Source organism: Pseudomonas sp. GM79, assembly GCF_000282495.1.
Lineage (GTDB): Bacteria > Pseudomonadota > Gammaproteobacteria > Pseudomonadales > Pseudomonadaceae > Aquipseudomonas.
Genome location: NZ_AKJE01000002.1, coordinates 151,348 through 173,237 on the forward strand (window position 1 = coordinate 151,348; position 21,890 = coordinate 173,237).

The window sequence follows — 21,890 nt, forward strand, 5'->3', positions numbered from 1 at the left end:
ATGCGTACCCCTTTTTCGCTATCACTCGCCCTGCTCTTGCTATCGCCGCTGGCTCACGCCAAGGAATACCCGATCGGGGAACCACAGTTGTGTCCCGGGCTGGAAGTCGGGGCGGTGTATTTGCAGCCGATAGAAATGGCACCTGCGGGGATGATGCGCGCCACGGCGGATTCTGACGTCCACCTGGAAGCCGATATTCGCGCCACTGCGGACAATCGCCAGGGCTTTCAGGAAGGCAGTTTCGTCCCCTACCTGAACGTCTCTTTCAACCTGAAAAAACACGGCAGCGACCCCGAGATCAAAGGCGATTTCCACGCCATGGTGGCCAACGACGGCCCGCACTATGGCGACAATGTAAAGCTGCTTGGCCCCGGTAAATATCAGCTGACGTTCACCGTCCTGCCACCCGGCGGTCATGGCTCCCTCGGGCGCCACACCGATAAGGAAACCGGTGTCGCTCCCTGGTTTGAACGCTGCGAACTGCACTACGAATTCATCTACGCCGGCATCGGTAAAAAAGGCGGCTATTGAATGAAGCGCCTGCGCATTGCCTGGCTGATCCTCGCCGGAGCCGTTGTGCCAGTGACGGCTTATGCCCAGTTACCCAGCTTTGAGCTGAGCCTTCGCGATGGCCACTTCACCCCTGCCTTGCTGGAGGTGCCGGCCGGACAGCGCTTCAAGATCGTTCTGAAGAACGTCGGCCAAGGTCCGGCCGAGTTCGAGAGCACGCCGTTGCGGGTTGAAAAAGTCTTGTCGCCGGGCGTGACAACCTTCGTGGTCATTCACCCCCTGAGGCCCGGTCACTACCCCTTTTTTGACGAGTTCAATCCGCAATTGCCCGAGGGCGGCATCCTCGCGAAATAACCTGTTAGCGCACGGAGCTTCCATGAATCAATCAATGTTCATCGTCTGGCGCGAAAGCGTCGAGGCGTTGCTGGTGATCGGTATTCTCCAGGCTTGGGCCAGCCAGCAAGGCCAATGTAATCGGCTAGTCAAATTCCTCTGGGCAGGTGTGGTGCTGGGGTTGATGCTCTCGGGCCTGCTGGCGGTGTTGATTCTGTTTGCCGGTGAGGCCATGAGCGGGTCGGCCAGCGAATGGTTCCAGGCCGCACTCGCACTGGTTGCAAGCCTGTTGATGGTGCAGATGGTGGGCTGGATGCATCGCCACGGACGCAGCCTCAACCATGATTTGCGACGACACGCCGATAGCCACCTGGCTCGGCAAGGGGGCGCAGGTCTATTACTGCTGGCCATGCTCGCGATCAGCCGCGAAGGCAGCGAAACGGTGGTCTTTCTCTATGGCGCCGGCGCCCGGTTGCGAGGTCCGCAGCTCGGTTTGTTTGCCGTCGGCGGCGTGTTGGGACTGGTGCTGTCGGCGCTGACCATCACGCTGCTGCACAGGAGTCGCCGATTCATTTCATGGCAGCGATTCTTTGCCATCAGCGAAGTCATCCTGCTCATGCTCGGCGCAGCGTTGCTGGTCAGCGGCACCGAACGAATCGGCGGCCAACTGCTCGCCCTGGATTTGCCGGACGTGGTTTACAGCCTCGTTGGCGAAGCACTTTGGGACAGCAGCACGTTGCTGAGCGACAGCCATGGATTGGGTGGCTTTGTTGCAGGTGGAGCCGGTTATCGGGCAAGCCCCAGTGGCCTGACCTTGTTGGTGTGGATCGGTTATTGGCTGGCCGTCGGCGTCTGGCTACGGCAGCGGACTGCGGAAAACCTGCCATGCCCGACCTGAGCTGGCGCAATCGATGGCTCCAACGACTGGGCGACGGGATGCGTCGTCATGCGCCCGTCATCCGTGCGGTGCAGTGGGCTGTTGTAGTGTTTTATGCGGTGCTGTTGGTGACCCCGGCGCTGTTGCCGCTGCCAGACAGCCAGGCACGGATACTCGACAACCTGACCTTGCTCGCGCAGTTTCTATTCTGGGGGATCTGGTGGCCGTTCGTGTTGCTGTCGATGGTGTTCTTCGGCCGACTCTGGTGTGGCGTTTTGTGCCCGGAAGGCTCGCTCAGCGAATGGGCCAGCCATTACGGTAAAGGCCTGGGTGTGCCGCGCTGGTTGCGTTGGGGCGGCTGGCCAACCTTGGCGTTCTGCCTGACGACCCTCTACGGCCAATTGATCAGCGTTTATGACTACGCCCAGGCCGCGCTGTTGATTCTGGGCGGTTCGACCGTCGCAGCGGTCATCGTCGGGTTGTTGTTCGCCCGGGGCAAGCGAGTCTGGTGCCGTTACCTGTGCCCGGTCAGCGGTGTCTTCGCCCTGCTCGCAAGGCTGGCCCCCGTGCACTTTCAGGTCGACGAACAACGCTGGCTAGAAAATTCCGCACCACGCCTGCCGCCGCCCAACTGCGCTCCCCTGCTCGATATCCGCCGCCTGCAAGGCGCCAGTGATTGCCACGCCTGTGGACGCTGCAGCGGGCAACGCGGTGCCGTTCAACTGATCGCCCGCTCCAGCAATCAGGAGATTCTTCACGCGACAGCACGGACCCTTTCCCCTTGGGATACACGCTTGCTGCTGTTCGGCGTGATTGGCTTGGCCATGGGCGCGTTTCAGTGGACGGTCAGCCCATGGTTTGTCGCCCTCAAACAATCCCTGGCCCAGTGGCTGGTCGAACACAACCAGTTCTGGGCCTTGCAGGATAACGCCCCTTGGTGGCTGCTGACCCATTACCCGCAGCTCAACGACAGCTTCAGCTGGCTCGACGGTTTCAGCATCGTCGCTTACCTGAGTTTGAGTTCGATCGTGCTCGGCACGGCGTTGATGCTGCTTCTGCGCCTGACGGCCCGACTGGCGCGGGATCGCACACTGTATTGGCCCCTGGCGCTGACACTCACGCCCTTGGGGGGTGCCGGATTGTTTCTCGGGCTGTCGGCCACCACCGTCAAATTACTGCGTTATGAAGGCCTGCTGCTGGAGTGGGTACAACCGGCCAGGGCCTGTCTGTTATTGGCCGCGATGGGCTGGAGCCTGCTACTGGGTTGGAATCGGCTGAGTCGCGAAGGTCTTTCCCAGGTGCGACGCGGGTCCGCCATCGCTTGCCTGCTCCTGGCCGAAGGCATGGTGGGATTTGGCTGGTGGTTGCAATTCTGGGGCTGGGCTTGAGTTCCCCAGCCCCCGTTATCCCCGCAACACGAAGGCTGGAAACAACTCGCGCATGGCCTCCCACAACTCTGGCAGCAACGCTTGAGCCGAAACACTCGGCAACAGCGGATCGAACATCCGCTCGGTGCGAACCAGTTGCACGGCGAAGCGTTTGACGCCAAGCGCATTCAAGCGTTTTGCCAGGATCAGCAGACGCGCCGGCTCGAACAGATGCCAATGCACCGTGGTGCGACATTCGTAGTCGACACCACTGGCCAACAGATGCTCGAGGCTGCGCCAGTTGGCGGTCCCGCTGCCCTCGACCCGAGTGATGGCCTGGCAATCCTCGGGCAATGCCTTGACATCGAAACCGACCCAATCCGCGCCGGTCAGTGCCTTGGCGAACGCAGCCGGCTTGATGCCGGCGCTGTGCAAGCCGATGCGAAATCCCATGTCCCGCACTTCATCCATGGCGTCGAGCAAACCGTCCTGCAAGGTTGGCTCACCGCCGCTGAACACCACGGCATCGAGCAGGTCCTGACGACGTTGCAGAAATGCCAACACCCGCCGCCAATCCACTTCCTCACTGCCACGAGGGGGAATCAGCTGCGGGTTATGACAATAACGACAACGCCAGGCGCAACCCTGGCAAAACAGCACGCAGGCGAGCTGTCCCGGATAGTCGATAGTGGTCAGGGGCACCATGCCCCCGACCCGAAGCATTCGACTCATTGGCGCCCGGCCAGTGCCGCGCTTTCAGTGAAGTGCACCCGCTCACGGTGCTCCGACTGTTTGCCCGGATTGAACGCCGACACAGGACGGTGATAGCCCATCACCCGGGTCCAGACTTCGCAGCGTTGACGTTGAGTCTGGGGCAGTGTTTGCGATGCAGTCATGGTGAAGCTCCTTGCGGTTGAGTGGATCGAAATCAATGAACGGCGCCGGCTTTCTGCTCTTGCAGCAGCAGGACCTCGTCGCATTTGGGGCAGAACTCATGTTCGCCATCGAGGTAGCCGTGCACCGGGCAGATGGAGAAGGTCGGGGTCACGGTCAGGTACGGCAGGCGGAAGCGGCCAAGGGCTTTTCGCACCAGTTGCTTGCAGGCCTGGGTCGATGAAATCCGCTCGGCCATGTACAGGTGCAGGACCGTGCCGCCGGTGTATTTGCATTGCAGTTCGTCTTGAAGTTCCAGGGCCTCGAAGGGGTCTTCGGTGTAGCCCACGGGCAGTTGCGAGGAGTTGGTGTAATACGGCGCCTGCACACTGCCGGCCTGGAGAATGTCCGGATAGCGCTTGAGGTCTTCCTTGGCGAAGCGGTAAGTGGTGCCTTCTGCCGGTGTCGCTTCCAGGTTGTAGAGATGACCGGTTTCTTCCTGGAAACGCAGCAACGTGGCGCGCACGTGGTCGAGCATCTTCAGGGCAAACTGCCGGCCGTGCTCGGTGTGCATACCCTCCTCGTCGCCGCTGAAATTGCGCAGCATTTCATGCAGGCCGTTGAGGCCGATGGTGGAGAAATGGTTGCGCAAGGTACCCAGGTAACGCTTGGTGTAAGGGTACAAACCGGCGTCCATGTGGTGCTGAATGACTTTGCGCTTGACCTCCAGGCTCTCCATCGCCAGTTCCATCAATGCGTCCAGGCGCTGCAACAAACCACTGGTGTTGCCCTTGAACACATAGCCCAGACGGGCGCAGTTGATGGTGACGACACCCAGCGATCCGGTCTGCTCCGCCGAGCCGAACAGGCCGCCGCCACGCTTGAGCAACTCGCGAACATCCAGCTGCAAACGGCAGCACATCGAACGCACCTGATTGGGCTGCAGATCCGAATTGAGGAAGTTCTGGAAGTACGGCAGGCCATAACGCGCGGTCATCTCGAACAAGCGGTCGGCGTTTTCACTGTCCCACGGGAAATCATGAGTGATGTTGTAGGTCGGGATCGGAAAGGTGAACACTCGCCCTTTCGCATCGCCAGCCTGCATCACCTCGATGTAGGCGCGGTTGAGCAGGTCCATTTCGACTTGCAGGTCGCCATAGGCAAACGGCATTTCCTCCCCGCCGATGACGGGTATCTGCTCGCGTAAATCCTGCGGGCACACCCAGTCGAAAGTCAGGTTGGTGAACGGCGTCTGGGTGCCCCAACGCGACGGCACGTTGAGGTTGTAGATGAACTCCTGGATCGCCTGGCGCACCTCTTGATAACTCAGCTGGTCCTTGCGCACATAAGGCGCCAGGTAGGTGTCGAACGAGCTGAATGCCTGAGCACCGGCCCATTCGTTTTGCAGGGTGCCGAGGAAGTTCACCATCTGCCCCAAAGCGCTGCTCAAGTGCTTCGGCGGACCGGCTTCGACACGCCCTGGCACACCGTTGAGCCCTTCGTGCAACAGGGTGCGCAGCGACCACCCGGCGCAGTAACCGGCGAGCATGTCGAGGTCGTGCACATGCAAGTCCGCCTCGCGGTGGGCCTGGCCAATGGCCTCGCTGTACACCTCGTCCAGCCAGTAGTTGGCAGTGACCTTGCCCGATACGTTCAACACCAGCCCACCCAGGGAATACCCCTGATTGGCGTTGGCCTGGACCCGCCAGTCTTCACGGTCCAGGTACTCGTTCATCGAGGTCGCCACTTCGACCATGGTCCGGCGGTCACGACGCAAACGCCCGTGTTGTTCGCGGTAGACGATGTAGGCCCGCATGGCGAAGAAAAAACCGGCGTCCATCAATACCCGTTCGACACGATCCTGGATCTGCTCGACATGCAGCCTTGGCAGTCCGTCCAGCCGAGCGAGTACCGCCTGAAGCAAACCTTCAACCTCAACCTCGGTGTACTCCCCCGTTGCCTTGCCGGCGGCGATCAACGCCTGACGGATCTTGTCCGCATCGAAGGCAACCAGACTGCCATCACGCTTGTGCAAGCGGTTACATCCAACTGAGATCAGCGTGCTCTGCATTCGGCCTCCAGATACTACATATAGATGTTTATAGACAAACAAACACAACATGCAGTGAAGACTACGGACAAAGGGCTGATCTGCAATTGATCGATATCAAGATTTGGCGGTGAAAAAAACCGCCCGATGACGACACAGATCCTGTGGCAAGCGAGGAGCCAAATGTGGGAGCGGGCTTGCTCGCGAAGAGGCCATCACATTCAACATCATCGTTGACTGAAAGACCGCTTTCGCGAGCAAGTCGAATCGTCGCACCGCCGCTCCCACATTGGATTTGCTGTGTTTTAAAGATCAGCTCAACCCCCACTCATGTTCATGAACCGCACAATCTGCACCTCCCCTTCAGGACTGAAATCGTGGCGCAACGGCTTGCCGCGCAAGGCCTTCTGCACGGCATTGATCAACGGCTGGTCATCCAGCGGATAACGCCGCAGCAATCCTCTTAAATCCAGGGCATCGTCCTGCCCCAGACAAAGCAACAGCTTCCCTTCAACCGTCATCCGCACCCGATTACAGCTGCCACAGAAGTTGTGACTGTTGGGTGAAATGAACCCGATCCGGGTATCGGGATGGCGCTCCAGGCGCACGTAGCGCGCCGGTCCGCCGCTGTTTTCAGTGCTATCGAGTAAGCGATGCTGGCTGGCGATCAGCGCCCGCACTTCGTCGCTGGAACAAAACGATTCGCCCCGGGAACGCCCGACGTCGCCCAAGGGCATTTCTTCGATAAAACTGATATCGATGCGCTGATCGATGGCGTATTGCACCAACGCCGGGACTTCATCGAAGTTGCGGCCCTTCATCACCACGCAGTTGAGTTTGATCCGCTCAAACCCCGCGTCCCGCGCCGCTTCGATGCCGTTGAGCACCTGATCGAGATCGCCGATGCGGGTGATCGCACGAAACTTCTGCCCGTCCAGGCTATCGAGGCTGATGTTCATCCGCTTGACCCCCGCCTCCACCAATGGCCGGGCCAGGCGGCTCAGTTGCGAGCCGTTGCTGGTCATTACCAGTTCGCGCAAACCGGGCAGCGCGGCGATGTTGCGGCACAGTTCGACAATGCCCGGACGAATCAGCGGTTCGCCACCGGTCAGGCGGATTTTGCGTACGCCCAACCCGACGAACAGCGTTGCCAGACGTTGCAACTCTTCCAGCGTGAGCACCTGCTGACGCGGCAGGAAGGTCATGTTTTTCGCCATGCAATACACACAGCGAAAATCACACCGGTCCGTCACCGACATCCGCAGATAATCGATCTGCCGTCCAAAGCCATCCTGCATTACAGCGTTCATCACATCTCCCGGTTTGCCACGATGCTCACTGCACCAGCGGTGAGTCGGCGCCCTGCAAGTGGATGCCGCGAATATCCGCCGCACCGATCAGGGTTTGCAGGTACTGCACCAGGGCTTTTTGCCAGACGCCTTGCTGCAACTGCGTGCGGATCGCTGTCGACACCACTTCATAGGGCAACGGCATGCCTTCGATCCGCTGATCGACACTGACCACATGCCAGCCGTAGCGACTTTCCAGCGGTTTGCTGGCCAGGCCCGGCGCCAGAGTGAACAACTGACGTTCCAGTTCAGGCACGGTCTGGCCCTTGCTGATTTGCCCCAGAGAACCGCCCTGAGCCTTCGACGGGCAGGCCGAATACTTCACGGCCAGCTCGGCGAAACTGCCGGGAAAGTCTTCCAGACGTTGCAGCAGAACTTCCGCCTGATCATGCGCAACGGCGCGCGCCTCGACATCATCCGGCGCACACTCGAGGAGGATGTGCCGAACCGCCAGCAACGGTGCGCTGTGAAAGCGCCCGCGATTGTTTTCGTAGTAACGCAGGCTGGTTTCCTCATCGCACTGCGGTACGTGCACCTCGCGTTCGAGCAACAAGCGCGTGGCCGCTTCTTCTTCGTTCTCGCCGGCACCGATCTCCATCGACACGCCGAGTTCGGCAATGCGCTGCTGCAACAACTCGCGAATCACCAACGCCCGGGCGGCCAGGTACACCGCTTCCTCGCGGCTTTCGGCCGGGTGATATTGCAGCTCCTGGGCCATTGCCTCCGGGGTGATCGACACCTCGTTGACGCTGATGATCGGCCACTCCTGTTCGCTGCTGGCGATCAACTGCGCCGGGGCGTCATCGGCAGCCGCCGGCTCAACCGGGAGTGCTTCAAACTGCGCCTCTGCGACCGGCGCGATGTCGAGAACGTCCTCGGCTTTTTTGGAAGACCCGCAGCCACCGCTGCCGCCGTTACCACCACCACATCCACATCCACCTGACATGATTGTCTCCTCAGTACTTCTGACGAACGATTTGATAACGACGCCCCAGGTACCAGATCGGTGCGCTGATCATGTGTACGAGACGGGTGAAGGGGAACAGCACAAACAGGGTCAAACCGAGAAACACGTGCAGCTTGTAGGTCAGCCCGACCGGCGCGATGGCCGCCGCCGCTTCCATCGGCCGCAACAGCACGGTGTTCTGCGCCCAATTGGCGAGCATCACCATCACCGAGCCGTCCATATGCGCGGTGGACGCGGCAATCGTCAGCAGACCAAGCAGCAACTGCGCCAGCAGTACCAGCAGAATCAGGATGTCCGAAGGGCTGGAGGTGGCACGTACCCGAGGATCGGTGAGCCGCCGATTGACCAGCATCAACAAGCCGATCAGGCACAACAGGCCAAAAAACCCACCGGACACCATGGCCAGCAACTGCTTGTTCTCGGTGCTGATCACGTGGTGATAAACCGACGCTGGCGTCAGCAGGCCGACGAAATGCCCGACCAGCACGAACAACACACCGACGTGAAAGAGGTTGCTCGCCACGCGCATCCCGCGCTGATTGAGCATCTGGCTCGAGCCTGCCTTCCAGCTGTATTGCGACAGGTCGAAGCGTGCCCAACTGCCGATCAGGCAGATCGCCAAAGCGACGTAGGGATAGATCCCGAACAACAACAGATTCCATTTAGACATTACCGACCTCCTGGGCTGGCGCGGCGGCCAACCCTTCATGCTGAAAATCCACCCAGTGCAACGGCACCGCGCTTTCTTCCCGAGCCTTGCCCGGTGCGCTTGGCAGCCCACTGCAACGGTCCTGCTGTTCGGCCTGGAGAAAGTCCACGGCCTCCTCTTCCCAGATCTTGTCGAGGGCTTCGAGGGAGTCGTCACGCGGTTCCGCAGCCACCTGCGCTCGCAAGTCGGCGACCGCCTGATGCGGTTCGGCACCGGCGATTTGCAGCAGCGCCCGGAAGCAGCTGGCATAGGCGCTTTCGCGCTCTTCCAGGCGCGCCGCGAGCAAGGCCAGCAAGTGCGAAACATCTGCCAGACCCTCGCGAGCCTCGATGTCTTCGCGGGTGGAGAGGAACTCCAGGTACAGCGGGATATAGTCCGGCAGCTCTTTGACGCCGATGGCAAAACCGGCTTCTTCGTATTGCGCCATCATGTCGACCATGGCCTGGCCACGGTCGCGGGATTCGCCATGCACATGCTCAAACAACAGCAACGACAGCGAACGACCCCGGCCGAACAGCGCACCGTAGTGCTCCTGCCCATCCATCAGGTCATTGGCGCAGATCAGCTCGAGCAATTCGAACAACGCACCGCGTTGCTTGGGGCTGATTTCCCGTGACTGGATAATCGCCTGCTCCAGTTCGTCGCGACCGCCAATCAGCGTCTCGGTCGGGTAATCGAGCAGCAGCGAAATCACTTTGAGAATTTGCATGCTCATTCCTCCCACAACTGGACGGTTTTCAGGATGTCGCGGCGGTTGGCTTTCTTCGCACCGAACATGTTGGTGTCAGAGCTACCGCTGCAGCCGCTGCCGAAACTGAAGCCGCAACCGGAGCGTTCGGCAAAGGCGTCACTCATGGCGTCTTCACGGTGCGCGCTCGGTACCACAAAGCGGTCTTCATAGTTGGCGATCGCCAGGTAGCGATACATCTCCTCGACCTGGGCCACGCTCAGGCCGACGTCCTTCAACACTTGCAGGTCCTGAACGCCATCGACTTGCTCGGAACGTTTGTAGGCGCGCATCGCCAGCAAGCGTTTAAGCGCACGCTTGACCGGTTTTTCATCGCCGGCGGTCAGCAGGTTGGCCAAGTACTTGAGTGGAATACGCAGGCTGTCGACGTCAGGGATCACCCCGTTCATACCGACGGTGCCGGCAGTGGCGGCGTTCTGGATCGGTGACAGCGGCGGCACGTACCAAACCATCGGCAAGGTGCGGTATTCCGGGTGCAGCGGCAGTGCGAGTTTCCAGTCCACGGCCATTTTGTAGACCGGCGAACGTTGGGCTGAATCGATCACCGACTGCGGTACGCCATCGGCCAGGGCCTGACGAATCACTGCCGGGTCGTTCGGATCGAGGAAGATTTCCAGCTGTTTCTCGTACAGGTCCTGCTCATTGGCGGTGCTCGCCACTTCGCTGATGCGGTCGGCGTCATACAGCAGCACCCCGAGATAACGAATGCGACCGACGCAGGTTTCCGCGCAAACAGTCGGCATCCCGGCTTCGATCCGCGGGTAGCAGAAGATGCATTTCTCGGACTTGCCGCTTTTCCAGTTGAAATAGATCTTCTTGTACGGGCAGCCGCTGATGCACATCCGCCAGCCACGGCATTTCTCCTGGTCGATCAGGACGATGCCATCTTCTTCACGCTTGTAGATCGCCCCGCTCGGGCACGACGCCGCGCACGTCGGGTTGAGGCAGTGCTCGCACAGGCGCGGCAAATACATCATGAACGTGTTTTCGTATTCGCCGTAAATGTCCGCCTGGATCTTGTCGAAGTTCTTGTCCTTGCGACGTTTGGCGAATTCGGTACCGAGGATCTCTTCCCAGTTCGGGCCCCACTCGATTTTTTCCATGCGCTTGCCGGAGATCAGCGAGCGCGGGCGCGCAGTGGGCTGATGCTCGCCCAGCGGCGCGGTGTGCAGGTGCTGGTAATCGAAGTCGAACGGTTCGTAGTAATCGTCGAGGCTCGGCAGATCCGGGTTGGCGAAAATGCTCGCCAACACGCGGAACTTACCGCCGATGCGCGGGTTGATCGTGCCGTTGGCGTTGCGGATCCAGCCGCCCTTCCACTTGTCCTGGTTTTCCCATTCTTTCGGGTAGCCGATCCCGGGTTTCGATTCGACGTTGTTGAACCAGGCGTATTCCATGCCTTCACGGCTGGTCCAGACGTTTTTGCAGGTGATCGAACAGGTGTGGCAACCGATGCACTTGTCCAGGTTCAGAACCATGCCGATTTGTGAGCGAATCTTCATCTCAGTTCTCCTCGATATCGGTCGGCAGCGGACGTGGCAGGTCATCGCCACTTGAACCATCGAGCCAGTCGACTTTGGACATTTTGCGCACCACGACGAATTCGTCGCGGTTGCAACCGACCGTGCCGTAATAGTTGAAACCGTAGGCTTGCTGGGCATAGCCGCCGATCATGTGGGTCGGTTTGAGCACCACCCGGGTGACCGAGTTGTGGTGGCCGCCACGGGTCTTGGTGGTTTCCGAACCGGGCACGTTCACGATCCGTTCCTGTGCGTGATACATCATCACCATGCCGTCCTTGACGCGCTGGCTGACCACCGCCCGGGCGGTCAGTGCGCCGTTGGCGTTGAAGCACTCGATCCAGTCGTTGTCCTCGATGCCAGCGCTTTTCGCGTCGTTCTCCGAGAGCCAGACAATCGGCCCGCCACGGCTGAGGGTGAGCATCAGCAGGTTGTCGCTGTAGGTGCTGTGAATGCCCCACTTCTGGTGCGGGGTGATCCAGTTCAGGACGATTTCCTTGTGGCCGTTACTGCGCTTGCCTTTTACCCCTTCGATGGTGCGGGTGTTGACGGGCGGGCGATAACTCATCAGTTGCTCGCCGAACGCCTGCATCCACGGGTGATCCTGGTAGAACTGCTGGCGACCGGTGATGGTGCGCCATGGGATCCCTTCGTGAACGTTGGTGTAGCCGGCGTTGTAGCTGACGTGATCGTCTTCGAGACCCGACCAGGTCGGGCTGGAAATGATCTTGCGCGGCTGTGCCTGAATGTCGCGGAAACGAATCGCCTCGTGTTCCTTGGACAGCGCCAGGTGGCTGTGATCGATGCCGGTAAATTCCGACAGCGCGGCCCAGGCCTTGACGGCGACATGGCCATTGGTTTCCGGCGCCAGGGACAGAATCACTTCAGCAGCATCGATCGCTGAGTCGATTTTCGGCCGACCCTGGCTGATCCCGGCAGCCCCTTCTTTGTGATTGAGCGCACCGAGGAATTTCACTTCGGCGTCGGTGTTCCAGTTGATGCCCTTGCCACCGTTGCCGTGTTTTTCCAGCAATGGCCCAAGCGACGAGAACTGTTTGTAGATGTTCGGGTAGTCACGCTCCACCACATGCAGGTTCGGCGCGTTCTTGCCCGGCTCCGGTGCCACGCCAGCGCTTTTCCAGTCGGTGCCGCCAAACGGTTGGGCCAGTTCGCCGACGCTGTCGTGCATCAGCGGGATGGTCACCAGGTCCTTTTCAACGCCCAGATGCCCTTCGGCCATGCTGGAAAACGCCTTGGCGATACCTTTGTAGATTTCCCAGTCGGAACGCGATTCCCACGCCGGGTCGATGGCGGCCGACAACGGGTGAATGAACGGGTGCATGTCCGAGGTGTTCATGTCGTCTTTTTCGTACCAGGTCGCGGTCGGCAAGACGATGTCGGAATAGACGCAGGTCGAAGACATGCGGAAGTCCAGCGTGGTGACCAGATCGAGCTTGCCGATGGCGCCCTCGTCCACCCATTCGGCCTCTTCGGGTTTGCAATCGCCGACCTGGCCGATGTCTTCGTTCATCACCCCGTTTTTGGTGCCCAGCAGGTACTTGAGCATGTACTCGTGGCCCTTGCCCGAGGAGCCCAGCAGGTTGGAACGCCAGATGAACATGTTGCGCGGGAAGTTCACCGGGCTGTCCGGCTGTTCGCAGGAGAAGCGCAGCGAACCGTCCTGCAGCGACTTGACCACGTAGTCTTTCGGCTCCATGCCGGCAGCAGCGGCGTCGCGGCAAATGTGCAAAGGGTTAGTGTTGAGTTGCGGTGCGCTGGGCAACCAGCCGGCGCGTTCGGCGCGGATGTTGTAGTCCAGGGCATGCTCGGGAAATTGTGATTTATCGGCCAATGGCGAGAGCACGTCGTGCATGCTCATCTTCTCGTGGCGCCATTGCGAACTGTGGGCGTAGAAGAAGCTGGTGCCGTTCATTTGGCGAGGCGGACGGTTCCAGTCCAGGCCGAACGCCAGGGGCAGCCAGCCGCATTGCGGACGGAGTTTTTCCTGGCCGACGTAGTGCGCCCAACCGCCACCGGTCTGGCCAACACACCCGCAGAGCATGAGCATGTTGATCAGCCCGCGGTAGTTCATGTCCATGTGGTACCAGTGGTTCATCGCCGCGCCGACGATGATCATCGAGCGGCCCTTGGTCTTGTCGGCGTTGTCGGCGAACTCACGGGCGATCTGGATGGCTTTCTCGCGGCTGACGCCGGTGATCTGCTCCTGCCAGGCCGGGGTGCCGGGTACCGAGGCGTCGTTGTAATCCTTGGCCACGTTTTCGCCGCCGAGGCCGCGATCGATCGCCAGGTTGGCGGCCGACAGGTCGAACACGGTGGCGACCTTGGCCACGCTGCCGTCCGCCAGCACCACGTTATGCACCGGCACGCGGCGGTATTGCACGGCATCGCCGGCCACATGCTGGAAGTGCTCGTGGGACTCGCCGGCAAAATACGGGAACGCCACTTCGGCCACGTCATCACCGATCAGGCTCAGCTTCAGATCGATCTCACGGCCTTCGCCGCCTTCACGAGGCAGGATGTTCCACTTGCCCTTCTCGCCCCAGCGATAACCGATGGAGCCCTGAGGGGACACCAGTTCGCCGTTGACATCGAGGGCGATGGTTTTCCATTCCGGGTTGTTTTCCTGGCCGAGGTTGTCGGTCAGGTCGCTGGCGCGCAGGAAGCGGTCCGGCTGGTAACCGGCGCCCGGTGCCTTGTCGACCATTTGCTTGAGCAGCACCAGCACCGGCAAATCAGTGAAGCGCTTGGCGTAATCGGTGAAATAGGCGCTCGGTTTGTCCAGGTGGAACTCTTTGAAGATCACATGGTTGAACGCCTGGGCCAGCGCCGCATCGGTGCCCTGTTTAGGGTTCAGCCACAGGTCGGTGAGCTTGGCGACTTCCGAGTAGTCCGGGGTGATCGCGACCGTCTTGGTGCCCTTGTAGCGGACTTCGGTAAAGAAGTGCGCGTCCGGGGTACGGGTCTGCGGAACGTTGGAGCCCCAGGCGATGATGTAGTTGGAGTTGTACCAGTCGGCCGATTCCGGCACGTCGGTCTGCTCGCCCCAGACCATCGGCGAGGCCGGTGGCAAGTCGCAGTACCAGTCGTAGAAACTCAGGCAGGCACCGCCGATCAGCGACAGGTAACGCGAACCGGCCGCATAGCTGACCATCGACATGGCCGGAATCGGCGAGAAGCCGACGATCCGGTCCGGGCCGTATTGCTTGATGGTATAGACGTTGGCCGCCGCGATGATCTCGTTGACTTCTTCCCAATTGGAACGAATGAAGCCACCCATGCCGCGCTTACTTTTATAGGAGTCGGCCTTGGCCTTGTCCTCGACAATGCTGGCCCAGGCTTCGACCGGCGCCATGGTCTGCCGCGCATCGCGCCAGAGCTTGAGCAACGGCTTACGGATTTTCGGGTACTTGAGGCGGTTGGCGCTGTAGATGTACCAGCTGTAACTGGCACCACGGGGGCAGCCACGGGGCTCATGGTTCGGCAGGTCGTTACGGGTACGCGGGTAGTCGGTCTGCTGGGTTTCCCAGGTGATCAGGCCGTTCTTGACGTAGATTTTCCACGAGCAGGAGCCGGTGCAGTTCACCCCATGGGTAGAACGCACGATCTTGTCGTACTGCCAGCGCGAACGGTAGACGTTCTCCCAGTCGCGAGACTCTTTGCGGGTCTCTCCATGACCGTCGGAAAACTCGGTTTGCTTACGGTTGAAAAACCGCAATTGATCCAGTAAATGACTCACGGTGTAGTCCTCTCAGGCTTTGTCGCGGAGTCTGTGCCCCGCCCACGCAATGATTGAATTCGGGTCGTCTCAGCAGGGTGTCGCGGCGCCTTTGCGCGCGTACCACCACCAGGTCACCACGATGCAGCTCAGGTAAAAGCCGACGAACATGTAGAAGGCCATCTCCGGGCCGCCGGTCAGGGCCATCGAAGAGCCGAAGGATTTGGGAATGAAGAACGCACCGAAGGCGCCCATGGCCGAACTGAAGCCCAGGACGGCGGCCGATTCTTTACCGGCATCCTTGAGCGCTTGTTCGCGTACGGCTGGCGGTTTTCCGGCCGAGGCTTTTTCATGCTGGGTGCGGAAGATCACCGGGATCATCCGGAAGGTGGAGCCGTTGCCGACGCCAGTGGTGATGAACAGCAGCATGAACAGGCCGAGGAAGCCGTAGAAGTTGCCGCCGGTACCGTTCTGCGGCAGGAAGTGCATCACCCCGAAGACCATCGCGATCATCGCCACGAAGTTCCACAAGGTCACTTTCGCGCCACCGAGCTTGTCCGCCAGCCAGCCGCCCAATGGCCGCACCAGAGCGCCGACCAACGGGCCGAGGAAGGCGAATTTCAAGGCTATGACGTCAGGGAACGAGGTTTTGATCAGCAGCGGAAACGCGGCGGAAAAACCGATGAACGAGCCGAAGGTCGCCAGGTACAACCAGCACATCAACCAGTTGTGTTTGCGCTTGAAGATCACCGCCTGTTCGCTGAACGAAGCGCGGGCACTGGACAGGTCATTCATGCCGAACCAGGCCAGCACCGTCACCAGGACAATAAAAGGCACCCAGATGAACCCGGCGTTCTGCAGCCACAACTGGCCACCGTCCGGCAGTGCTTGCGGCGAGCCGCCCATGAAGCCGAACACACCGAAGGTAATCACCAGCGGTACACAGAACTGCATCACCGAAACGCCCAGGTTACCCAACCCTGCGTTGAGGCCCAGGGCTGTGCCCTGCTGCGACTTGGGATAGAAGAAGCTGATGTTGGACATGCTCGAGGCAAAGTTGCCGCCCCCAAAACCGCAGAGCAAGGCAATCAACACGAACACGCTGTAGGAGGTGCTCGGGTCCTGCACGGCGAAGCCCATCCAGATCGATGGCAACAACAGCGACGCGGTGCTCAGGGCGGTCCAGCGACGGCCACCGAAGATCGGCACCATAAAGGAATAGAAGACGCGCAAGGTCGCCCCGGATAACCCCGGCAACGCCGCCAGCCAGAACAGCTGGTCAGTGGTGAAGGTGAAGCCGATGGCGTTCAAACGCACGATCACCGTGCTCCAGACCATCCACACCGCGAAGGCCAACAACAGCGCAGGAATGGAAATCCACAAGTTGCGCGTGGCGGTCTGTTTGCCGCTACTTCCCCAGAACGCGGGGTCCTCGGGGCGCCAGTCATGAATGACCGGGCCTTTGTCAGGCTTTTGCAGAACGGACATGTTCTTCTCCTAGGGCAATGCTGGAAATCGGGGACGGGGTCAGCAGCGGCGCTTTACCCAGCACCGGGCTTTTGCGTATTTCGCTGAAGTACATCCAGGTGAGGGAGACCCAGACCACGCCGTACATCAACATGAAGCAGGAAGAGCGCACGCCGGTGAGGTCCACCAGGGCGCCGAACAGGATCGGCAGCACGAAACCACCCAGGCCACCGGCGAGGCCGACGATGCCGGACACCGCGCCCATGTTTTTCGGGTAGTCGTTGGCGATGTATTTGAAAACCGAGGCCTTGCCGAACGCGAAGGCGATGCCCATGACGAACAGCAGCACGGTGAACAACGCCGGGCTCAGGCCGATGTGGAAATCCACCGGGCCGTCGATGGTCTGCACTTGCAGTTGGGTCTGGGGATACGAGAGCAGGAACAGGCAGATCCAGCTGACCCACAACACCCACCAGGTCACGCTTTGCGCCCCCCAGCGATCCGACATCCAGCCGCCGACGGCGCGCAGCACGCCACCGGGCAGGGAAAAACAGGCCGCCAGCAGCGCCGCGCTTTGCAGGCTGAAACCGTATTCCTGCACGTAGTACTTGGTCATCCACAGTGCCAGGGCAACGTAGCCACCGAATACGATCGAGTAGTACTGGCAGTAGCGCCACACCGCAGGGTCTTTCAACGAGCGCAGTTGCTCACGCAAGGTAGCGCCGGATGCACTGCGGTGGTCCTTGTTTTCGGCACTGAGAAACCAGAACAGCAGCGCGGTAATAAAGAGGATCGCGCTGAAGACTTTCGGCACCAGTTGCCAGCTGCCGGCGGCGATCAGTGCCGGGGCGAGAAACTTGGTCACCGCGGCTCCGGCGTTACCGGCGCCGAAGATGCCCATGGCGAAGCCTTGATTCTCCTTGTCGAACCATTTGGCGACGTAGGCAATCCCGACCGAGAACGAGCCGCCGGCCAGGCCGACGAACAAGCCCAGCACCAGGAACTGCCAGTAGGCGGTGGCATGACTGATCAAATACAGCGGCGCGACGCAGGCCAGCATCAGCAGGAAGAACACGCTGCGCCCGCCAAAGCGGTCGGTCAGCAGGCCCAGCGGCAAACGCACCAGCGAGCCGGTCAGGACCGGGGTCGCGGCCAGCAGGCCGAACTGGGTTTCGTTGAGCTGGAGAAGGTCCTTGATCGGTACACCGAGCACGGCAAACATCATCCAGACCATGAAGCACACAGTGAAGGCCAGCGTGCTCATGCCCAGCACCAAGCCTTGTCTTACACGCGGTTGGGTCACAATGCTCTCCAGTCAGTTAGCCATGGCGGCAGACTAGAGAGGCCAACCCCGCAAAAACTTGACCCACGTCAACGAAGCCCAAGGGGGCATAGGCCTATGCTTGTGCGGTCTACCTCTAAGGAGGTAGTCCTGAAAAGCCTTAAAACCCTTTATTTATCAGCTTGTTAAGAGTTTTAAGCCACGATTTTGCTGACAAGGACCTGTCGACAACTCTTTAGAGGTAGCGCGTCAGGGAACGGCGGCAAAACCCACTCTGGTGCTGCACATGCTCTGTTTTCCTGATTTCTTCCGGGACCTGCGCCGATGATCCGCTGGTTGCGCAGCTCCCTGCCCGCTCGCGCCGGGCTGGCGGTGATCCTGATCGCCGTGCTGGCGCTCGCCAGTTCGCTGAGCGCCGGGCTGATCGCCTGGTTCAGCCAGGGCGATGCCGCCGCCATCAACACCGCAGGCTCGGTGCGCATGGAGACTTATCACCTGAGCTGGAAACTCGCCGCGGGTGCAACGCCCTCAGAAATCGCCACCATCACCGACAGCCTGCAAACCCGTCTCACCAGCCAGTCACTCAAGGCCGTGCTGGAAGATGGCCCGACCGCCGCCCTGCAAATCAGCTATGGGCAAATCCAGCAACAATGGAACGAGGATTTACTCCCGGCACTGCTGCGCGGCGATGCGGCCTATTTTCAGGTCCAGGCCCTGTCCTTCGTTGAACAACTGAACCAGTTCGTCAACCTGTTGCAGCGTCAAAGCGAACAAAAGCAAGGCTGGCAACAGGTGATCCAGGGCCTGGCCTTGTTCACCACCATGATTGTCCTGCTGATCGGGTTGTACGAGTTACAGTACGGTGTCGTCACGCCCCTCAAGGAGTTGGTGGACGCCACCCAGCGCTTTCGTCGAGGCGACTTCAAGGTGCGGGTCAACCATCAGTCCCAGGACGAACTGGGCCAGTTGGCCACGAGTTTCAACACCATGGCCGAGACGATTGAAGAGTCGCATCGCACCCTGGAAAGTCAGGTCCGGCAAAAAACCCTGAACCTGCAACAAGCCAATGCCGCTCTGGAGCTGCTGTATCAAAGCAGCCGAAGCCTGGCCACACGCCTGGCCAATGCCGAAGGCCTGGATGAGTTGATTCGACGCTTCCAGCAACGCCTGCCCGGCTTGCGCCTGTCGCTGTGCTTGCAAGGCCAACTGCAGGCACCGGCCCAACAGTTACTGGCCCTGCATGGCGCGAACATCCGCGAAGTCTGCGCCAGTAGCGACTGCGCCACTTGCCAGAAGCACCACAAAGCCAATCCGCAAGCCTTCAGCATCAGCAACCAGGGCAGTGAACTGGGTGAGCTGAAGGCGCACTTTGTCGACGGGCATCCCATGCAAGCCTGGGAAACCCAACTGATCCAGGCCCTGGCCAACCTGATCGGCACCTCGCTCTCGCTCAAGCGCCAACGGGAACAGGATCATCGCCTGCTACTGCTCGAAGAACGCACGATCATCGCCCGCGAGCTGCACGATTCACTGGCCCAGGCCCTGTCCTACATGAAGCTGCAAGTCAGCCGCATGCAGACCCTGATGCGCCGGGGCGAACCGGTCCAGACCCTGGAAACCGTCACCGCCGAGTTGCGCGAGGGACTGAACAATGCCTATCGCCAGTTACGCGAGTTGCTGACGACTTTTCGTTTGCAGATTCACGACGCGGGACTGGTGCAGGAACTCAAGGACACCGCCGAGGAATTTTCCCGTCGCGGGGAGTTTCAGGTGCATCTGCACGTCGACACGCTGGCCTTCCAGCTATCGGCCAGCGAACAAATCCATATTCTGCAGATCACCCGCGAGGCGCTTTCCAACTGCTTGCGCCACGCCCATGCACAAAACGCCTGGCTACAACTGCGCCAAGACGGCGAGACGGTCAGGTTGTCGGTCGAAGACGACGGTCGCGGCTTCAGCGGCAACGTCGACCAACGCGAACACCACGGCCTGAACATCATGGATGAGCGGGCTCGCAGCTTGCACGGCCAGCTGCAGATCATCTCCAGGGAACCCCAAGGCACCCGTGTCCAACTGGAATTCCACCCGGAATTTCTCGGGCAGCAAACAGAAGGCAGCACCCTATGACCCCGTCCCCGCAACACAGAATCCTGCTGGTAGACGACCACCCGATGATGCGTCACGGCATTCGCCAGATGCTCGAACTCGAAGATGATTTCCTGATCGTCGGCGAAGCCAGCCAGGGTGAAGAAGCACTCGGTCTGATTGAGCCGCTTCGACCGGATCTGGTCCTGCTCGACAACAACATGCCGCAAATGAATGGCATCGAAACCCTGCGCCGATTACGGGCGATGCACTACACCGGCAAAGTGCTGCTGTTTACGGTGTCGGATGCAGAAGACGATATTCGCGATGCACTGCGCTTGGATGCCGACGGTTATCTGCTCAAGGACATGGAGCCGGAACTGTTGATCCAGTACATCCGCGATGCCTTGAACGGCGCCTTGGTCATCAGCCCGGGGCTGACTCAAGTCATGGCCCAGGCACTGCGCGCTCCTGCACGCCAGGCCGTGGTGGAACTGACCGAGCGTGAGCGTCAGGTGTTGAAAACCATCGCCAGCGGCTTCAGCAACAAGGTCATCGGGCACAAGCTGGGCATCACCGAAGGGACGGTCAAGGTCCATGTGAAAAACCTGCTGCACAAACTCGGCTTGCGCTCGCGGGTAGAAGCAGCGGTGTGGGCCATGGAGCATCTGCGCAGTGCAGGCTGACAGGCATCCCTCCTTGGAGGTAGGCCTGCAGAGGCATAGGTCAATTGGCTTGCGCTCTCTACTATGACGGTCAGCGGAGGTACGCCATGCTGACCCACCCTTCCATCGTTTTAACGTTGCGCCGTCATCATCTGTTCAGCCAACTGCCGGAGAAAGTCTTCGAGCAAGTCTGCAGCCTGGCCATGCTCAAGCGCCTGAGTTGTCACAGCACGCTCATGCATCAAGGGGATCCGGCCAGGCGTTTTTTCCTGCTGGTCAGCGGCCAGGTCAAGTTGTACCGGCTCACCGGCGAAGGCCAGGAAAATCTGGTGGAGATCATCCAGCCCGGCCAGACCTTTGCCGAAGCCTTGCTGTTCAGCCAGGCCCGGCTCTACCCGGTGAGCGCCACCGCGCTGAAGGACAGCGTGCTGGTAAGTATCGAGGGCAACCATTACCGCAATGCCTTGGAGGATCAGCCGAAAGTCTGTCTGGCGATCCTGGCGAGCATGAGTGTTCACCTGCACCTGCGTCTGCGCGACATCGATACCTTGACCATGGCCAGTGCGACTCGTCGGGTGATCAATTTTCTGTTCCAGGAACGCCACCCGGTTACCGGCCAGATTGTCTTGCAAGTGTCCAAACGCCTGGTGGCGTCGAAGCTTGGGATTCAGCCGGAAACCTTCTCGCGGATTTTGCATCGTCTGGTGGAGTGCGGCCTGATCGCCATGGAGCGTCGCCATATCAGCATCCTCGCTGAAGAGGAGCTGGCGGCTTTCCAATAGCCGGAATTGACCGTCATCAAGGCGCAATGCCAGGCGCCTTGCACACTGGCAGCGTCCATCCACGGAGAGTGCAAATGCCCCGTTCAACCCTGCCTTTGGTTTACTCCTGCTCAGGTTGCTCCAATGTCGCCCAACTGGCCAATACCCTGGCCGTGCGACTGGACCGCAGTGGCCTGGCTGAAATGTCCTGCATCGTTGGTGTCGGCGGGCATGTGGCGGCGCTGGTCAACAAAGCGCGCTCGGGGCGCCGGATCTTCGCGCTGGATGGCTGTCCGTTGCAATGTGTTGAAAACTGCCTCAAGCAACATGGGCTGCATGCTGATGTGCATCTGATTCTCAGCCATTACGGGCTGCGTAAACGCCATGGTGAGGACTGCACGCAGGCGCAGAGTGATGAGTTGTTTGAAGGGATCAGGCAGTTGATTGCCAGTGATGCTCGCCAGCATGTATGCCGCCAGGAAACGACGGTCTGAAGGACAGCAAAGACCCTGTGGGAGCGGGCTTGCCCGCGATGGCGGACTGACTGCTGACCTATAATTTTGGTCGGGGTACATATCCATTTCTGCGGTA

Annotated in this window: 19 protein-coding genes; 8 read left to right on the top strand and 11 right to left on the bottom strand. The window is 60.2% G+C overall.

Features of this window, described 5'->3' with window-relative positions:
• From PMI36_RS28620 to PMI36_RS28605, 4 genes are read left to right on the top strand one after another with little or no spacing between them, the layout of a single operon-like run.
• Entirely contained in the window at positions 1-531 is a 531-nt protein-coding gene (locus PMI36_RS28620; RefSeq protein ID WP_008067069.1) for an iron transporter, read from the top strand.
• The gene (locus PMI36_RS28615; RefSeq protein ID WP_008067071.1) at positions 532-864 is read left to right on the top strand and encodes a cupredoxin domain-containing protein; all 333 of its coding nucleotides are present in this window, start codon (positions 532-534) and stop codon (positions 862-864) included.
• 22 nt (positions 865-886) lie between these two features.
• The gene (locus PMI36_RS28610) at positions 887-1,741 is read left to right on the top strand and encodes an FTR1 family iron permease (protein ID WP_008067073.1); all 855 of its coding nucleotides are present in this window, start codon (positions 887-889) and stop codon (positions 1,739-1,741) included.
• Positions 1,729-3,108: a 4Fe-4S binding protein gene (locus tag PMI36_RS28605; protein WP_008067076.1), complete on the top strand. Its 1,380-nt coding sequence runs from the start codon at positions 1,729-1,731 to the stop codon at positions 3,106-3,108. The genes PMI36_RS28610 and PMI36_RS28605 overlap by 13 nt, the downstream gene beginning before the upstream one ends.
• Before the next feature lie 15 nt (positions 3,109-3,123).
• Here the strand turns inward: PMI36_RS28605 and PMI36_RS28600 are convergent, their stop codons facing one another.
• From PMI36_RS28600 to PMI36_RS28550, 11 genes are all read right to left on the bottom strand, one after another.
• Positions 3,124-3,819: an anaerobic ribonucleoside-triphosphate reductase activating protein gene (locus tag PMI36_RS28600; protein WP_008067083.1), complete on the bottom strand. Its 696-nt coding sequence runs from the start codon at positions 3,817-3,819 to the stop codon at positions 3,124-3,126.
• Entirely contained in the window at positions 3,816-3,983 is a 168-nt protein-coding gene (gene nrdD, locus PMI36_RS32220; protein WP_008067085.1) for an anaerobic ribonucleoside-triphosphate reductase, read from the bottom strand. Before nrdD ends, PMI36_RS28600 begins: the two co-directional genes overlap by 4 nt.
• 32 nt (positions 3,984-4,015) lie before the next feature.
• Complete coding sequence (locus PMI36_RS28590) at positions 4,016-6,031, bottom strand: ribonucleoside triphosphate reductase (protein ID WP_008067087.1); 2,016 nt, start codon at positions 6,029-6,031, stop codon at positions 4,016-4,018.
• A 296-nt stretch (positions 6,032-6,327) separates the two neighbouring features.
• A complete protein-coding gene (moaA, locus tag PMI36_RS28585) occupies positions 6,328-7,320 on the bottom strand; it encodes a GTP 3',8-cyclase MoaA (RefSeq protein WP_008067089.1) in 993 nt (330 codons plus the stop codon).
• A 25-nt stretch (positions 7,321-7,345) separates the two neighbouring features.
• Positions 7,346-8,305 carry a peptidylprolyl isomerase gene (locus tag PMI36_RS28580; RefSeq protein WP_008067098.1) on the bottom strand — a complete coding sequence of 320 codons (960 nt, stop codon included), beginning with the start codon at positions 8,303-8,305 and terminating at the stop codon, positions 7,346-7,348.
• Between the two features lie 10 nt (positions 8,306-8,315).
• On the bottom strand, positions 8,316-8,996 hold the full coding sequence (gene narI, locus PMI36_RS28575; RefSeq protein WP_008067100.1) for a respiratory nitrate reductase subunit gamma: 681 nt from the start codon (positions 8,994-8,996) through the stop codon (positions 8,316-8,318).
• Positions 8,989-9,744: a nitrate reductase molybdenum cofactor assembly chaperone gene (narJ, locus tag PMI36_RS28570; protein ID WP_008067101.1), complete on the bottom strand. Its 756-nt coding sequence runs from the start codon at positions 9,742-9,744 to the stop codon at positions 8,989-8,991. Before narJ ends, narI begins: the two co-directional genes overlap by 8 nt.
• 2 nt (positions 9,745-9,746) lie before the next feature.
• Positions 9,747-11,285, bottom strand: a complete 1,539-nt coding sequence (narH, locus tag PMI36_RS28565) for a nitrate reductase subunit beta (protein WP_008067103.1) — start codon at positions 11,283-11,285, stop codon at positions 9,747-9,749.
• A 1-nt stretch (position 11,286) separates the two neighbouring features.
• The gene (locus PMI36_RS28560; protein WP_008067105.1) at positions 11,287-15,060 is read right to left on the bottom strand and encodes a nitrate reductase subunit alpha; all 3,774 of its coding nucleotides are present in this window, start codon (positions 15,058-15,060) and stop codon (positions 11,287-11,289) included.
• A 69-nt stretch (positions 15,061-15,129) separates the two neighbouring features.
• Complete coding sequence (locus tag PMI36_RS28555) at positions 15,130-16,527, bottom strand: NarK family nitrate/nitrite MFS transporter (RefSeq protein ID WP_008067109.1); 1,398 nt, start codon at positions 16,525-16,527, stop codon at positions 15,130-15,132.
• Positions 16,505-17,809, bottom strand: coding sequence for an MFS transporter (locus tag PMI36_RS28550; protein WP_008067112.1), 1,305 nt, complete (start codon positions 17,807-17,809; stop codon positions 16,505-16,507). The genes PMI36_RS28555 and PMI36_RS28550 overlap by 23 nt, the downstream gene beginning before the upstream one ends.
• Positions 17,810-18,112: 303 nt before the next feature.
• On the opposite strand from PMI36_RS28550, the gene PMI36_RS28545 reads away from it, so the two are divergent.
• From PMI36_RS28545 to PMI36_RS28530, 4 genes are all read left to right on the top strand, one after another.
• Positions 18,113-19,915 carry a HAMP domain-containing protein gene (locus PMI36_RS28545; protein WP_008067114.1) on the top strand — a complete coding sequence of 601 codons (1,803 nt, stop codon included), beginning with the start codon at positions 18,113-18,115 and terminating at the stop codon, positions 19,913-19,915.
• A complete protein-coding gene (narL, locus tag PMI36_RS28540; protein WP_008067117.1) occupies positions 19,912-20,559 on the top strand; it encodes a two-component system response regulator NarL in 648 nt (215 codons plus the stop codon). The genes PMI36_RS28545 and narL overlap by 4 nt, the downstream gene beginning before the upstream one ends.
• Before the next feature lie 86 nt (positions 20,560-20,645).
• Positions 20,646-21,320 carry a Crp/Fnr family transcriptional regulator gene (locus tag PMI36_RS28535; protein ID WP_008067119.1) on the top strand — a complete coding sequence of 225 codons (675 nt, stop codon included), beginning with the start codon at positions 20,646-20,648 and terminating at the stop codon, positions 21,318-21,320.
• A 74-nt stretch (positions 21,321-21,394) separates the two neighbouring features.
• Positions 21,395-21,793, top strand: coding sequence for a putative zinc-binding protein (locus PMI36_RS28530; RefSeq protein WP_008067121.1), 399 nt, complete (start codon positions 21,395-21,397; stop codon positions 21,791-21,793).
• The last annotated feature ends 97 nt before the right edge of the window (positions 21,794-21,890 follow it).

Bases quoted from the DNA above. Each gene is read 5' to 3' on its own strand.
- PMI36_RS28600 (WP_008067083.1), bottom strand. From the start codon at position 3,819: ATGAGTCGAATGCTTCGGGTCGGGGGCATGGTGCCCCTGACCACTATC.
- narH (WP_008067103.1), bottom strand. From the start codon at position 11,285: ATGAAGATTCGCTCACAAATCGGCATGGTTCTGAACCTGGACAAGTGC.
- PMI36_RS28580 (WP_008067098.1), bottom strand. From the start codon at position 8,305: ATGTCAGGTGGATGTGGATGTGGTGGTGGTAACGGCGGCAGCGGTGGC.
- narL (WP_008067117.1), top strand. From the start codon at position 19,912: ATGACCCCGTCCCCGCAACACAGAATCCTGCTGGTAGACGACCACCCG.
- PMI36_RS28620 (WP_008067069.1), top strand. From the start codon at position 1: ATGCGTACCCCTTTTTCGCTATCACTCGCCCTGCTCTTGCTATCGCCG.
- PMI36_RS28590 (WP_008067087.1), bottom strand. From the start codon at position 6,031: ATGCAGAGCACGCTGATCTCAGTTGGATGTAACCGCTTGCACAAGCGT.
- PMI36_RS28535 (WP_008067119.1), top strand. From the start codon at position 20,646: ATGCTGACCCACCCTTCCATCGTTTTAACGTTGCGCCGTCATCATCTG.
- PMI36_RS28605 (WP_008067076.1), top strand. From the start codon at position 1,729: ATGCCCGACCTGAGCTGGCGCAATCGATGGCTCCAACGACTGGGCGAC.
- PMI36_RS28530 (WP_008067121.1), top strand. From the start codon at position 21,395: ATGCCCCGTTCAACCCTGCCTTTGGTTTACTCCTGCTCAGGTTGCTCC.
- moaA (WP_008067089.1), bottom strand. From the start codon at position 7,320: ATGAACGCTGTAATGCAGGATGGCTTTGGACGGCAGATCGATTATCTG.
- narJ (WP_008067101.1), bottom strand. From the start codon at position 9,744: ATGCAAATTCTCAAAGTGATTTCGCTGCTGCTCGATTACCCGACCGAG.
- PMI36_RS28615 (WP_008067071.1), top strand. From the start codon at position 532: ATGAAGCGCCTGCGCATTGCCTGGCTGATCCTCGCCGGAGCCGTTGTG.
- PMI36_RS28610 (WP_008067073.1), top strand. From the start codon at position 887: ATGAATCAATCAATGTTCATCGTCTGGCGCGAAAGCGTCGAGGCGTTG.
- nrdD (WP_008067085.1), bottom strand. From the start codon at position 3,983: ATGACTGCATCGCAAACACTGCCCCAGACTCAACGTCAACGCTGCGAA.
- narI (WP_008067100.1), bottom strand. From the start codon at position 8,996: ATGTCTAAATGGAATCTGTTGTTGTTCGGGATCTATCCCTACGTCGCT.
- PMI36_RS28555 (WP_008067109.1), bottom strand. From the start codon at position 16,527: ATGTCCGTTCTGCAAAAGCCTGACAAAGGCCCGGTCATTCATGACTGG.
- PMI36_RS28545 (WP_008067114.1), top strand. From the start codon at position 18,113: ATGATCCGCTGGTTGCGCAGCTCCCTGCCCGCTCGCGCCGGGCTGGCG.